The organism is Actinokineospora guangxiensis (genome assembly GCF_042657845.1).
GTDB classification, from domain to species: Bacteria; Actinomycetota; Actinomycetes; order Mycobacteriales; family Pseudonocardiaceae; genus Actinokineospora; species Actinokineospora guangxiensis.
The window spans coordinates 162,109-175,773 of sequence record NZ_JBHSKF010000017.1; the positions used below are offsets into that span (position 1 = coordinate 162,109).

The following is a 13,665-nucleotide window of genomic DNA, read 5'->3' on the forward strand; positions in this document are numbered from 1 at the left end:
CTAGCCCCAGCCCATCACCGGCGCCATCTGCTCGTCCAGGATCGGCGCCAGCGTCTTCATGAACGTGCCGGAGACGTGGTTGAAGTCCATGTAGACCTGCACGTTGCCGATCGGCGGACCGCAGCGGTCGGGCAGGCAGAGGTAGTCGCTCAAGTCCACGAAGGTGACGTTGTCGGGCACGTTCGCGATGTCGGCGTACGGGGGCCGCTCGGCCAGGATGTCCTCGCGCGGCACCCAGCAGCGCCGGTCCTCCCAGCCGTGCTTCGCCGCGCACTGCGCGGGCCCGGTCTTGAACCGCGGGTTGTCCCGGACGGCGACCACCGGGATGCCCGCCGCGTCCAGCTCGCGCCACGCCTCGACGAAGCCGTCCGGGGTGGCCTCGGTGTTGCCCTCGCGGACGTCGCGGGTCGCGAAGGTGAGCACGACGTCGGGCTTGCGGTCGATCGCCTCGGAGATCACCGCCCGGTTGTGCGCCACGCACCCCTCGGACTTCTCGTTGCCCGCGACCTCGGAGCGGGTGGAGAAGGGGCACGCGCCCCGCATCAGCCGCAGCACGTCGTAGTCGTGGGAGGCGGCCATCGGCACGACGGCCCCGTAGAGCTGCTGGGCGTGCGAGTCGCCGACCAGCATGATCGTGCCCTTCGGCTGCCCTGGCGGCGCCGTCCGGCACACCTTCAGCTCGGCGAAGTACTTCGAGTCCTCGCAGGTGTGCTTGCCGCGCGACCAGTCCTGCGCGAGCGCCGCCAACGGCGGCACCGGCTCCACGTCCGGGCTGCCGGTGTAGGTGAACCCGGGGGTCCGCGCCAGTGCGCCCGGGTAGTTCGGGTCACCGGCCGCGACCTCGTAGGTGGTGGTCGTGTCGTCCAGCCGCCACTGCCAGACGCCCGCCCCGACCAGCACCGGGACCATGACCAGCGCGCTGAACGCCATCCCGTTGCGGGCCCGCAGGTTGATCCAGCGCCCGCGCCGGGCGGGCTCCTCCACGAAGTGGAAGGTCAGCGCGGCCAGCACCAGCGAGAGCGCGATGATCCCGGCGCCGCCCACCAGCCCGACCTCGACGCGCTCGCGGGCGACCAGGTACAGCACCAGCACCGGCCAGTGCCACAGGTACAGCGAGTAGCTGAGGTTGCCGAGGTACTCCATCGGCTTGGTCGCCAGGAACCGGTCGACGCCCACCCGCGAACCGGAGGTCGCGGCCACGATGACGGCGGCGGCGCACAGCGTCGGCCACAGCGCCGCGTACCCGGGGAAGACGGTGCCGACCTGCAGCAGCATCCCGCAGGACACCAGGCCGAGCACGCCCGCCCAGCCGAGCAGCACGCGCGCGTACTTGGGCAGGTTCACCTCGGCCAGGCCGAAGACGAGCAGCCCGCCGAGGGCGAACTCCCAGGCGCGGGTCAGCGAGTGGAAGTAGGCCAGCTGCTGGTCGGCGTCGGTGAGGTAGACCGAGAAGGCCAGGGAGGCGACGAGGATCGCCGTGATGGTGCTGAACAGGACCGTGCGCAGCGGCCAGCCGAAGCGCCGCGCCGCCAGGCCGACGGCCAGCACCAGCAGCGGCCACACGAGGTAGAACTGGCCCTGGATCGCCAGCGACCAGAAGTGCTGCACGACGCTGGCCTCGTTGTGCGCGGCGAAGTAGTCCGCCGACGCGGCGACGAGCTGCCAGTTCTCCAGGTAGAGCGCCGAGGCGACGATCTCGCGGATCGTCTGCCCCCACTGGTTCGGCTGCAGGACGAACGGCGAGACCACCAGCAGCACGGCCAGCACGAACAGCCCGGCCGGGAACAGCCGCGTCGCCATCCGCGCCCAGACCCGCCGCAGCTTCAGGCCGCCGCGCTCGGCGGAGCGCAGCAGCTGACCGGTCACCAGGAACCCGGACAGCAGGAAGAACACGTCCACGCCGCCGGAGACGCGGCCGAACCACACGTGGTAGACCACGACGAGCATCGCGGCGAGCGCGCGCAGGCCCTGGATCTCAGGCCGGTAGCCCGCTTTCGCGGTGCGCTTCACGGGTTGCGGCTCGGGGCGCGCCGGGTTCTCGACGGCCAGTGACACAGGTCCCCCCGGGTCGTCGTGGGCGGCGGTGACAGGAGACCCTAACCCGACTACCGGCGGTGAACGCCCGCAGCCCGCCCGCTCAGGTCCAGAAGACGGCCAGGCCGACGTTCAGCACGACCAGCCCGCCGAGCGCGGGGCCGACCCACTTCGGCAGCGGCGTCTTGCGGGCGAAGGCGAACGCGATCCCGGCGATGGCCACCACGACGACCAGCTTGATGCCCAGCTTCACGTGGCTGTACTCGGCGTCGGTCAGCGGAGCCAGCCCCATCAGGGCCAAGCCGGTGAGCAACTGCAGACCGGCGCCGTGCAGCCAGCCCTTGTTCAGCGTCCCGTCACTCGCGCGCATCTGCACAAGGAAAGTTCCGACAAGCAGGCCCATGCCGAGCAGGTGCAGGAAGACAAGCAGCAGACGAACGAACTCCACGGCGAGTTCCTCTCCGGTCGCGTCCCTCTCCCATGGTGGCGCACGGGAGCACGGGAGCATCCTCACACCCGCCGCGACCGGCGCGGACACCGGGCACGCCCGTGTGGGTGATAGGCCGGATCGTGGCCCTATCGTGATGGTGTCTACCCTGGCCGCGTGCGCTTCGCAGCCCGCGGGACCGTCGCCGCCCTCTTGGCCCTGCTCACCGCCGCCCCCGCGGCGGCGCAGCCGGGCGCCACTGGCGAGCCGCTGATGCAGACCAGCGCCCAGTGCCGCAACCACGACCGCCCGCCGCCGCCGATCGACACCTCGGAGGAGCCCAAGCCGGGCGACCCGACCCCGCAGCCGCTGCCCGTGCCGGAGGAGCCCGTCGGCGGCACCCGCATGGGCGAGTGCGGCCTGGTGCTGCCGACCGGGGCCCCCGAACTGCCCGGCGCGGTCAACGCCGCCGCCTGGACGATTACCGACGTCGAGTCCGGCGCCGTCCTGGCCGCCAAGGACCCGCACGCCCGCGAGCGCCCCGCGTCGCTGATCAAGGTCCTGCTGGCCATCGTCGTGGTCCGCGAACTGCGCCCCGAGCAGGTGGTGAAGGGCACGCAGGAGGACGCGAACCAGGAAGGCACCCGCGTCGGCATCGGCCCCGGCGGCGAGTACACCGTCGAACAGCTGCTCAACGCCCTGCTGATGCGCTCGGGCAACGACGTCGCCCACGCCCTCGCGGGCGCCCTGGGCGGCGTGGACGTGGCCCTCGACAAGATGAACGCCCTCGCCGCCGAACTCGGCGCCCTCGACACCCGCGCCGCCACCCCATCGGGCCTCGACGGCCCCGGCATGAGCACCTCGGCCTACGACGTCGCCCTGATCTTCCGCGAAGCCATGGAGCACGACGAGATCGCCAAGGCCATCTCGACCCGCTCGATGCCCTTCCCCGGCTACGGCGAGCGGGCAGGCTTCCAGCTCTACAACGACAACCGCCTCTGGGGCGCCTACCAGGGCTTCACCGGCGGTAAAACGGGCTTCACCGACTCCGCCCGCCACACCTACCTCGGCAGCGCCGAACGCGACGGTCGCAGGATCGCGGTAGTCCTCCTCCGCGGCGAACCCAACCCCGATCCCCTGTCCCGCCAGGGCGCCCTGCTGCTGGACTACGGCTTCGACCTGCTGACCGCCTCCCAGAAGCCCGTCGGCGAACTGGTCACCGCCGCCCCCAACGTCCAGCCCAAACCGGACACCGGCCCCACCAACGCCACCGCCACCCCCACCGTCGCCCCACCAGCGGACGGCGGCGACCAGCAGGCCCAACCCCCCGCCGGCGAGCGTTCAGCCTTCGGCACCTACGGCATGCCCCTGGTCGTCGCCGCAGGCCTGGCCATCCTCCTAGGCCTGGCCCTCTTCATCCGCAAGAAGCGCGCCGCCCGAGCCCGAGCCGCCCGAGCCGCCGCCAGGGCGACAGCCTGACCCGAACCTCTCCACCCGCACCACCCCGGGCCAGCCACTCCCTTGCCCAGCAGGCACAGAAGCGCGCCACTTCCGCCTCACCAAGCCACAACGTGCGCTACGCCCCTACCCCGACGGCCTGAGGCCGCTCCCACCACCACAGCAACGCGCCAGGCGCCACGCCCCTCGCCCAACGAGACCAACCAGCTCCCCACCACCCCCACCCGACAGCAGCCCACAGCAGCCACGCGGAAGGCTTACTCCACCGACCGCCGCCGTTTCCCCACCACCAGCCCCACCACAGCCCCAACCCCCAACAACCCAGCAGCCTGCCGAGCATTGGGCCGCCCCCCAACCGTCACCACCGGCTTGATCACCGCAGGCGGCGGAGCCTCGACATCCTCCTCCACCACATTCTCAGCAGCCGTAGCCGTCCAAGCCGTCACATAGAGCAGGAACCGCGAAACCAGATTCGCGAACACCAGCAAACCCACGATCGGCCCCACCAGCGACCCCAACGGCCCACCCAGCACCGAGTTCAGGTAAATCGTCCCGATCGTCTTCAACAGCTCGAACCCGACAGCAGCCGCCAGCGCCCCCTTCACCGCCGACTTCACACTGACCGGCTTGCGCGGCAACCGCGCGATCACCCACAAGAAGATCAGCCAGTTCGCCCCCAACGCCAGCGCCGTGGTGATGCAGAACAGCACCACCCGAGCCCACCCGACGTCACCCAGCCCCACCAGGTCCAGCAGCCACCCGGCGAGCCCACTGCCCACCGCGCTCAGCCCGAACGACAGCACCATCGCCAGCCCGAGTCCGAGCAGCGCCAGCAGGTCCAGCCCCATCCCCTTGAAGAACGGCCGCTCCTCGTGCTTCTGCCCCCACTGCGCCGTCAGCGCGTCCCGCAGGTTGCTCATCCAACCCAGACCGGTGTACGCCGCCGCGAGCAGACCGATCAGACCGACCCGGCCGCGCTCCTCGATGGCGGTGTTGACCAGATCGGTCAGCAGCCCGCGCAGGTTCTCCGGGGCCGCGGAGGTGATCCCCTCCTGCAGCGACTTCAGCAGGTCGGGCTGCCCGGCGAGGACGAAACCGAGCAGCGCGAAGGAGATCAGCAGCAGCGGGAAGAGCGAGAGCACGCTGAAGTACGTGATCGACGCCGCGAAGTGGTTGCCGTAGCGCTCCGTGAACGCCTCATTGGCACGGAAGAGGTGGTCGATGCCCGGCTTCGTGCGCCGCAGCCGCTCGACCTTGGTCTCGCCGGACTTCTCGTCTGCCACCATTGAACCCTAGGTAGCGCCGAGATCACCCGCCACTCGAACGGCTACCCCTTCAGGAAGCCCACCTTGTCGTAGACCCGCGCGAGCGTCCCCGCCGCGATCTCCCTGGCCCGCTGCGAGCCCGCCGCGACGATCTTGTCCAGTTCCGCCGGATCGTCCAGGTAGGACTTCACGGTGTCGCGCACCGGGCCCGCGAAGTCCGCGACCACATCGGCGAGGTCCTTCTTCAGGTCCCCGTAGCCCTTGCCGTCGTAGTCGGCGACCAGTTCGTCCACCGTCCGGCCGGTCAGCGCGGAGTAGATGCCCAGCAGGTTGCTGATGCCCGGCTTGTTCTCCTGGTCGAAGCGGATCTCGCGCTCGGCGTCGGTCACCGCGGAGCGGATCTTCTTCGCCGAGACCTTCGGGTCGTCCAGCAGTTCCACGATGCCACCGGGGCTGGAGGCCGACTTGCTCATCTTGGCCCTCGGGTCCTGCAGGTCGTAGATCTTGGCCGTGTCCTTGAGGATGTACGGCGCGGGCAGCGGGAACGTCTTGCCGAAGCGGGTGTTGAAGCGCTGGGCCAGGTCGCGGGTCAGCTCCAGGTGCTGGCGCTGGTCCTCGCCGACCGGGACGAACTCCGAGCGGTAGACCAGGATGTCGGCGGCCTGCAGGATCGGGTAGGTGAGCAGCCCGACGCTGACCGTCTCCTGCTTGGCGGACTTGTCCTTGAACTGCGTCATGCGGCCCGCCTCGCCGAACCCGGTCAGGCACTGCATGATCCAGCCGAGTTCGGCGTGCTCGGGCACCTGCGACTGCACGAACAGCGTGGAGCGGGCCGGGTCCAGCCCCAGGGCCAACAGCTGCGCCGCGGAGACCCGGGTGCGCTTGCGCAGCAGCTTCGGGTCGTGTTCGACGGTGATCGCGTGCAGGTCGGCGATGAAGTAGAACGCGTCGTGCGTCTCCTGCAGGGCGACCCACTGGCGGACGGCACCGAGGTAGTTGCCCAGGTGGAACGAGTCGGCGGTGGGCTGGATGCCCGACAGCACGCGCGGGAGGCGGGCCGGGCTCTCTGCGGGGACGTTCTCGGCGGACACGCCGCGATTCTCCCAGGCCCGGCCCGGCGCGCCCCGGTCGGGTGAGCTGCTGAGCCGTCCGGCCGATTGCCTCCTAGGGTCGGCGGGTGGCAGGTTCGCGTGCGGCCGGAACCGCGCCCGACCGGCGCGGACATACCGGACACCGAGGGTTCGGAGGTACCCCAGTGCACAGATCCCGACTCACCGGCGCGGCACTCGCGGCGGTGTGCGCAGCGAGCCTGGCCACCGCCGCGGGCTCACCGGCCGCGGCGGCCCCCGCCGACGACGGCCCCAGCGCCCACTTCGTCGTGCTCGGCGCCCCCGGCCACGCGCTCAAGCGCGTGGAGAAGGCGGTGCGCGAGTCCGGCGGCTCGGTCGTGCAGAGCTGGCCGCAGATCGGCGTCGTCGTCGCCGCGTCGCCGAGCGCGGCGTTCGCCTCGGCCGTGCGGCGCAAGCCCGGCGTGCAGGGCGCGGGCGCCACCCGCAACCTGGCCGAGCTGGCCCAGCCCGCGGCCGCTCCGACAGCACTGGCCGCCGCCGACCGGTCGTTGGAAGCCACGACCGATGTCGTCACCGCGCCCGCGGCGGCGAGGTCGGCCGAGGCCGAGCCGCTGGCCGCCAACCAGTGGAACATGAAGGCCATCCGCGCCGACAAGGCCAACGCGGTCAGCGGCGGCAGCCGCCGCGTCGTCGTCGGCGTGATCGACTCCGGCATCGAGGCCACCCACCCGGACCTGGCCCCGAACCTCGACGCGAGCCGCTCGGTCGGCTGCACCGACCGCGGCGTGCCGGACACCTCCCCGGCCGCGTGGGCCCCGACGACCAGCGACCACGGCACGCACGTCGCGGGCATCATCGCCGCGGCGCGCAACGGCGTCGGCGTGGCGGGCGTGGCGCCCAACGTCCGGCTGGCCGCGATCAAGGTCGTCAACGACGAGGGCATGATCTACCCCGAGTTCGCCATCTGCGGCTTCGTCTGGGCCGCCGAGCGCGGGATCTCGGTCACCAACAGCTCCTACTTCGTCGACCCCTGGTACCTGTGGTGCAAGGACGACCCCGACCAGCGCGCCGTCGCCACCGCGGTGACCCGCGCGGTCGACTACGCCGCCCGCAAGGACGTGGTCAACGTGGCCGCGCTGGGCAACAGCAACTGGGACCTCGCCCACGACATCCTGGACGAGGGCAGCCCCAACAACGGCACCCCGGTCAGCAGGCTCACCGGCAACCAGTGCGTGAAGCTGCCCGCCGAGGTCCGCGGCGTGGTGGGCGTGTCATCGACCGGCGTCGAGGGCCGCAAGTCCTTCTTCTCCAACTACGGCGTCGGCGAGACCGAGGTCGCCGCGCCCGGCGGCGACTCGCGCCAGATCCCGACCACCCCGGACGCCAACGGCCGGGTGCTGTCCACGACGTTCAACGGGGCCTGGGGCTACAAGCAGGGCACGTCCATGGCGGCCCCGCACGCGGCGGGCGTCGTGGCGCTGCTGCGCTCCACCCACCCGGGCTGGAGCTCCTCGCGCACGGTCATCGAACTGCAGCGCGACGCCGACCGCATTGCCTGCCCGGCGGGCGGGGTGTACGACCCGGACGGCACGGGCACCTGGCTGGCGAACTGCGAGGGCGGCACGTCCGGCCGCGGGTTCTACGGAGCGGGCCTGATCGACGCGCTTGACGCCGTCAGGCGCTGATCTCCCCAGTCGAGCCCCCGTGGTCCCCAGGGCCGCGGGGGCTCACCTGTGCGCGGGCTCGTCCACCGCGACGCGCGCGGCCTTGGCCACCAGGGCCGCCTTCACCTCGACGCGACGGCGCCGGAGCAGCCCCAGCAGGAGCCCTCCACCGCCGATCACGACCGCGAGGATCCCGACCAGCACGCCACCCTCGCTGACGGTGGCCGTCACTTGGGCGAGCGTCGCCGATACGCCTGACACCGATGCACCGTCCCTCGATTGGACTAAGCACGCTGCGTGGACCGACAAGAAACTACCGAGTGTGTCAACCACACGTGACCCACAACGGTGAAGATCACGCGCTGACGTCGGCGAGCGTATCCCTCGGCGCGCCAAGCGGCCGGAAGGGGGTAGTCGATCAACTACGCAGGGCCGTGGTGTAGGTCGGATGAACCGATCATCCGCAGTCGTGGCCGGGCAGCGGCTTCACGAACTCCTCGGACACCCACTTGCCCGCCGCGAGCTTGCGGAACCCGTCCTGCACGACCTTGTCGGCGACGGTCTCGGCGCCCTGGTTGAACTTCCCGACGACCTTGGAGGCCACGTCCGGCTTCTCCCGCACGTTGAGCACGTCGGCGGTCACCACGACCTTGCAGGCCCCGGCGCCGCTGGCGGGCACGGCGCCTGGCTTCTCGACGCCCATCGAGTAGATGACGCCGACCACCGCGATGCCACCGATGATCAGCGCCCGCTTCGGCACCAGCACGACGCCTCCCCACCCGGGTCAACCCAACGTGCCCACGGTCGCGCATGCGGGCACCCCTGACAACCCGAACCACCCGAACAGGCTTGTCCGAACAGGCTTGTCCCGAACAGGCTTGTCCCGAACAGGCCGGTCACGACGGCGGGGCCGCGCGGAAGTCTCCGCGCGGCCCCGCCGTGTCCGGGAAGATCAGCCCGCCATGGCCTTCTGCAGGTTCTCGTCCAGGGTGTTCAGGAACTCCTCGGTGGTCTGGAACGGCTGGTCCTTGCTCACCAGCAGCGCCAGGTCCTTGGTCATCTTGCCGCTCTCGACGGTCTCGATGACCACGCGCTCCAGGGTCTCGGCGAAGCCGGTGACCTCGGGCGTGCCGTCGACCTTGCCGCGGTGCTGCAGCCCGCGCGTCCAGGCGAAGATCGACGCGATCGGGTTGGTCGAGGTCGGCTTGCCCGCCTGGTGCTGGCGGAAGTGCCGGGTCACGGTGCCGTGCGCGGCCTCGGCCTCGACGGTCTTGCCGTCCGGGGTCATCAGCACCGAGGTCATCAGGCCCAGCGAGCCGAAGCCCTGCGCGACGGTGTCGGACTGGACGTCGCCGTCGTAGTTCTTGCAGGCCCAGACGTAGCCGCCCTCCCACTTCATGGCCGCGGCGACCATGTCGTCGATGAGGCGGTGCTCGTAGGTCAGGCCCTTGGCCTCGAACTCGGCCTTGAACTCGGCGTCGAAGACGGCCTGGAAGATGTCCTTGAAGGCGCCGTCGTAGGCCTTGAGGATGGTGTTCTTCGTGGACATGTACACCGGGTAGTCGCGCTGCAGGCCGTAGGAGAAGCTGGCCCGCGCGAAGTCCTCGATGGACTTGTTGAAGTTGTACATGCCCATGACGACGCCGCCGTCCTCGGGCATCTTCACGACCTCGTGCTGGATCGGCTCGGAGCCGTCGGCCGGGGTGTAGGTGATCGTCACCGTGCCCGCGCCGGGGACCTTGAAGTTGGTCGACTTGTACTGGTCGCCGTGCGCGTGGCGGCCGATGATGATCGGCTTGGTCCAGCCGGGGACGAGCCGGGGGATGTTGCGGATGATGATCGGCTCGCGGAAGACCACGCCGCCGAGGATGTTGCGGATCTGCCCGTTGGGCGAGACGTACATCCGCTTGAGGCCGAACTCCTCGACGCGGGCCTCGTCCGGGGTGATGGTCGCGCACTTGACGCCGACGCCGTGCTCCTTGATGGCGTTGGCGGCGTCGATGGTGACCTGGTCGTCGGTGGCGTCGCGGTGCTCGATGCCCAGGTCGTAGTAGTCCAGGTTGACGTCCAGGTACGGGTGGATCAGCTTGTCCTTGATGAACTGCCAGATGATCCGCGTCATCTCGTCGCCGTCGAGTTCGACGACGGTTCCCTGGACCTTGATCTTGGCCATGAGCCGCGATGCTCCTCTCGCCTGTGGGCTGCCCGCGAAAACGGTACAAGCGTACTGGTAGCGGGTCGACAACGGTGCCCGTAGTGGGCACTCTCACCGGGTGCCGATGCTAGGCCAGACCCACCACCCCGACCGCGCGCAGACGCCCCGCCGCCGGAAATCCGCCGGATGAACGTTCGGATCGCCGCGGATCCCGCCCGCTCCCCGCGATCGTTCAACGATCCTATCGTTCAACGATCAGATTACTCAACGATTGCATCGCTCAACGATCCGGCAATCGGCTCATCGCAGGCTCAGCGGGCGGACCACTCGTCGGCGAGCATCGCGTAGACGGCCTCGTCGGCCCATCGGCCCTTGACCCACTCGTTCTTCACGAAGTGGGCCTCCTTGCGCATCCCCAGCTTCGCCAGCACCCGCCCCGACGCCGTGTTCGCCGCGTCCAGACGGCCGATGATCCGGTGCAGGCCCAGGCCGTCGAAGCCCAGCCGCAGCATCTCCCGGCCCGCCTCGGTGGCGTAGCCGCGCCCGTGGTGGTCGGGGTGCAGGACGAAGCCGATCTCGCCGCCGCGGTTGGCCTCGCTCAGCCACTCCAGCATCACGTGCCCGATGACCTGCCCGTCCACCGTGACCGCCAGCCGCAGGGCGTCGCCCTCCTTCTCCAGCGCGGTGACCGCCATGTACCGCTGCAGGGTCTCCCGCGCCTCGTCGGCGGTACGGGGTTGCTCGTACAGGTGCTCCATGACGTCCGGACGTGATTGGATCTTGTAGAGGGCGTCCAGGTCGGCCGGGGTGAAGGGTCGCAGGGCGAGTCGGGGTGTCGTGATCGGGTACGTGGGTCGCAGCACCCCACAGATCGTAGGGTTTCCCGACGCGCAGGGCGTGCGGATTAGGTGGAGGGGCCGATGGCGACGGGACCGACGCACGCGATGAGCGGGCTGGCGGGCTGGGCGGCGGCGACCGCGCTGGCGGGCGGCACGGCGTTGGGCGAGCTGTCGGTCAAGGGCTGGCTGGTCGGCGCCGTGCTGGCCTCGGGCGCGGCGCTGCTGCCCGACCTCGACCACCCCGAGTCCACGGTCTCCACGACCTTCGGCCCGGTGTCGGCTGCGGCGTCGAAGCTGATCAACTGGCTGAGCAGCCTCGTCTACAAGGCCACCAGGACCAGCCGCGACTCCAAGCGCCAAGGCGGCCACCGCGGTCTGACGCACACGCTCGTCTTCGCGCTCGTGGCCGCCGTGGTCACCACGGCCATCATCCAGACCAGCAGGTCCTGGGCGCTGCCGGTCCTCATGTTCTTCTTCTGCGGACTCGCCGTCCGCGGCCTGATGCACAAGTGGTGCCCGCGCAACGACGCGCTCTGGATCACCGGCACCAGCCTGGTCCTCACCTACGCCTGTCTGAAATGGACCGACCCGACCTCGCCCGACGCCGCCGCGTGCGGGGTCGCCGTGGCCATCGGCTGCATCGCCCACTACCTCGGCGACGCCATCACCGAGCAGGGCTGCCCGATCCTGTGGCCGGTCCCGATCGCCTGGAAGACGTGGTACCCGGTGGCCCCGCCGAAGATCATGCGGATGCGGACCGGCGGCCGCGTCGAGATGGCGATCGTCGGCCCGGCCATCACCGGCGTCGCCATCTGGATGTCCGCCGCGGCCCTGCAGCGCGCGGGCGCGCTGCCCATGCTCGACGGGATCAACCTGCTCCCCTGGACCTAGCCGGGGTGGGCTCCGACGGCGTCGCGGATCTGGGCGCCGAGGTCCTCGCCGGAGTTGCGCGCGCAGTGCGCGCAGCAGAAGAACCGGCCGTGCACCTCGACCCCGTGCCCGAGGATGCGGCACTTGCAGTGCTCGCACACCGGCGCGATCCGGGTCGCGGCACACTCCAGGGAGTCGAAGGTGTGGACCTGCCCGCTGACCGTGCGGACCTCGAAGGCCATCCAGTAGTCATTGCCACAGACATCGCAAACCGCCATGGACGTGCTCCTTTCGTCCCGGCAAGCCTGCGCCCGAGCACCGCTCCCGGCAACCCGGGACGCGACAGGGTTGTGGTTGCCGCCTGGCGGGCCGGGGAGCGACCAGGCCCGCCAGGCGGGGGTCAGCGCGCGCCCGCGCCCAACTGCACGGACGACTTCGCGTTGGCCGCGCTCTGCAGGCTGTAGGAGTAGGGGATGCTGTTCACCGAGCCCGCGGACTCCGGCGAGCCGGAGCTGACGAACACGTTGTTGCGCTGCACCAGCGTGCCCGGGTCCGAGCCCGCGTACCCGACCAGGGTCGGCTCGTCGACGCCCTCGAAGTAGTTGCCCTCAACGAGGACACCACCGTTCATAGTGGACGCCACGCCGTACTCGTTGTCGCGGTAGTAGTTGTTGTAGACGTGGACCGGGTTGCCGAACCGCACGCGCGGGTGGCGGGTGCCGAGCCGTCGAAGCAGTTGTGGTGGTAGGTCACGCGCAGCTTGCCGCGGTCCTGGCTGGCGTTGTCGTCGCTGTGGCCGAGCAGCATGGACTTGTCGTGGCCGTAGACGCGGTTCCACGAGATGGTGATGAAGTCCGAGCCGCGCTTGACGTCGACAGCGCCGTCATAGCCGTTGGTGAACGAGTTGTGGTCCACCCAGACGTTGGTCGACCCGGACTCGATGTTGATCGCGTCGTCGTCCCAGTTGCGGAAGCTCAGGTTCTGGATGATGACGTAGCGCGACCCGCTGAGCGTGAGCCCGTTCGGCTCCGGCGATCTGACCTTCGTGCTCTCGTCCATCAAGCAGGGACTTGCACACCAACTCGCCGATGATCGACTCAAGTTCTGCCAGCAGGCGCCCAGCACCCTCGGCAGCGTAACGATCACGGTCGTCCTCTGTCGGAAGCCAAGGTCCGGAGAAGGTCTCTTTGCCGCCTGACGGAACACCCTCCGCGTTCAGGCGAGCGCGGGCAGCCTTGGCAGAACTCGTCAACGCTTCGTAGAAGTCATCACGGCTGCCATCCTCGCGGATGCCTGCGGCAAGCAACCAGCTCGGCTCCCGGTCGTCCAGGACAGCGCCGCGCCACCGCTGGATCTTCACCTTGAAGGCCACGATGTCGTCGAGGCCGCGTACGCGCTCGCGCGGCCCGGTCGGTTCAGCGAACTGCTCGTTCGCCTTCCGCACCACTGGATGATCAATCTCGTTCAGCGGGACATCGACTGTCGGCAGGGCAACGCGCAGGCCATCTCGCATGCACCGCAAAGTGGGACGAACGGTCATCAGGGCTCGCGGACTCCACCCAGCTCATCAAGCCGCTCCCGTGACAATCCGCTCAACGCGGCACCCCGGGAAGCATTCGTTCCATCGAGCGCCTCCATTGTGCGACGGAGCGCAGCGCGGATCTCCTCACGGTGCGCGCCGAGGTACTCCCGTACTGCGGCTGCCAGAAGATCCTTCTGGCTGACGCGCAGCGCCGTCGCCGCATGCGCGATGAGCGCGTGTGTCTCTTGATCCACCTTCACTGGCGAAGCACTCATGATTGACCTCCGGTACCCAAGGGTACCTGGGTACCTCCCCCACTCAAGGTGCGCGGTCACCTCGCCGTGCCCCCAGTCATGCCACG

General features: G+C 70.0%; 14 protein-coding genes and 1 pseudogene. 3 read left to right on the plus strand and 12 right to left on the minus strand.

Going from position 1 to position 13,665, the window contains the following annotated elements; translation table 11 throughout:
* On the minus strand, nt 1-2,010 hold the full coding sequence (locus ACFPM7_RS26335) for an acyltransferase family protein (protein WP_378250475.1): 2,010 nt from the start codon (nt 2,008-2,010) through the stop codon (nt 1-3).
* 127 nt (nt 2,011-2,137) lie between these two features.
* Nucleotides 2,138-2,482, minus strand: coding sequence for a hypothetical protein (locus tag ACFPM7_RS26340; RefSeq protein WP_378250476.1), 345 nt, complete (start codon nt 2,480-2,482; stop codon nt 2,138-2,140).
* 156 nt (nt 2,483-2,638) lie between these two features.
* Between ACFPM7_RS26340 and ACFPM7_RS26345 the strand changes: the two genes are divergently transcribed.
* The gene (locus ACFPM7_RS26345) at nt 2,639-3,940 is read left to right on the plus strand and encodes a D-alanyl-D-alanine carboxypeptidase family protein (protein ID WP_378250477.1); all 1,302 of its coding nucleotides are present in this window, start codon (nt 2,639-2,641) and stop codon (nt 3,938-3,940) included.
* A gap of 236 nt (nt 3,941-4,176) precedes the next feature.
* Here the strand turns inward: ACFPM7_RS26345 and ACFPM7_RS26350 are convergent, their stop codons facing one another.
* Together ACFPM7_RS26350 and trpS are read right to left on the minus strand one after the other, a co-directional pair.
* Entirely contained in the window at nt 4,177-5,205 is a 1,029-nt protein-coding gene (locus ACFPM7_RS26350; protein ID WP_378250478.1) for a YhjD/YihY/BrkB family envelope integrity protein, read from the minus strand.
* A gap of 41 nt (nt 5,206-5,246) precedes the next feature.
* Nucleotides 5,247-6,275 (minus strand): tryptophan--tRNA ligase, encoded by a 1,029-nt coding sequence (gene trpS / locus ACFPM7_RS26355; protein ID WP_378250479.1) that lies wholly within the window; start codon nt 6,273-6,275, stop codon nt 5,247-5,249.
* A 164-nt stretch (nt 6,276-6,439) separates the two neighbouring features.
* Here trpS and ACFPM7_RS26360 point away from each other — a divergent pair, with 164 nt between their 5' ends.
* The gene (locus tag ACFPM7_RS26360; protein ID WP_378250480.1) at nt 6,440-7,939 is read left to right on the plus strand and encodes a S8 family peptidase; all 1,500 of its coding nucleotides are present in this window, start codon (nt 6,440-6,442) and stop codon (nt 7,937-7,939) included.
* 42 nt (nt 7,940-7,981) lie between these two features.
* Here ACFPM7_RS26360 and ACFPM7_RS26365 read toward each other — a convergent pair whose 3' ends face one another.
* The 4 genes from ACFPM7_RS26365 to ACFPM7_RS26380 form a co-directional block, all read right to left on the minus strand.
* Nucleotides 7,982-8,179, minus strand: coding sequence for a hypothetical protein (locus ACFPM7_RS26365; RefSeq protein ID WP_378250481.1), 198 nt, complete (start codon nt 8,177-8,179; stop codon nt 7,982-7,984).
* A gap of 196 nt (nt 8,180-8,375) precedes the next feature.
* Entirely contained in the window at nt 8,376-8,684 is a 309-nt protein-coding gene (locus ACFPM7_RS26370; RefSeq protein ID WP_378250482.1) for an SH3 domain-containing protein, read from the minus strand.
* Between the two features lie 186 nt (nt 8,685-8,870).
* The gene (locus ACFPM7_RS26375; RefSeq protein ID WP_378250483.1) at nt 8,871-10,091 is read right to left on the minus strand and encodes an NADP-dependent isocitrate dehydrogenase; all 1,221 of its coding nucleotides are present in this window, start codon (nt 10,089-10,091) and stop codon (nt 8,871-8,873) included.
* Between the two features lie 293 nt (nt 10,092-10,384).
* Entirely contained in the window at nt 10,385-10,936 is a 552-nt protein-coding gene (locus ACFPM7_RS26380; protein WP_378250484.1) for a GNAT family N-acetyltransferase, read from the minus strand.
* Nucleotides 10,937-10,993: 57 nt separating this feature from the next.
* On the opposite strand from ACFPM7_RS26380, the gene ACFPM7_RS26385 reads away from it, so the two are divergent.
* Nucleotides 10,994-11,803 carry a metal-dependent hydrolase gene (locus ACFPM7_RS26385; RefSeq protein WP_378250485.1) on the plus strand — a complete coding sequence of 270 codons (810 nt, stop codon included), beginning with the start codon at nt 10,994-10,996 and terminating at the stop codon, nt 11,801-11,803.
* Here the strand turns inward: ACFPM7_RS26385 and ACFPM7_RS26390 are convergent.
* The 4 genes and pseudogenes from ACFPM7_RS26390 to ACFPM7_RS26410 form a co-directional block, all read right to left on the minus strand.
* The gene (locus ACFPM7_RS26390; protein WP_378250486.1) at nt 11,800-12,060 is read right to left on the minus strand and encodes a Prokaryotic metallothionein; all 261 of its coding nucleotides are present in this window, start codon (nt 12,058-12,060) and stop codon (nt 11,800-11,802) included. The two genes, ACFPM7_RS26385 and ACFPM7_RS26390, sit on opposite strands and share 4 nt — an antisense overlap.
* Before the next feature lie 122 nt (nt 12,061-12,182).
* Nucleotides 12,183-12,772: pseudogene (locus ACFPM7_RS30415) on the minus strand (pectate lyase family protein).
* On the minus strand, nt 12,666-13,295 hold the full coding sequence (locus ACFPM7_RS26405; RefSeq protein WP_378250487.1) for a hypothetical protein: 630 nt from the start codon (nt 13,293-13,295) through the stop codon (nt 12,666-12,668). Before ACFPM7_RS26405 ends, ACFPM7_RS30415 begins: the two are co-directional and overlap by 107 nt.
* Nucleotides 13,296-13,321: 26 nt before the next feature.
* Nucleotides 13,322-13,579 carry a hypothetical protein gene (locus tag ACFPM7_RS26410; RefSeq protein WP_378250488.1) on the minus strand — a complete coding sequence of 86 codons (258 nt, stop codon included), beginning with the start codon at nt 13,577-13,579 and terminating at the stop codon, nt 13,322-13,324.
* Between the last annotated feature and the right edge of the window lie 86 nt (nt 13,580-13,665).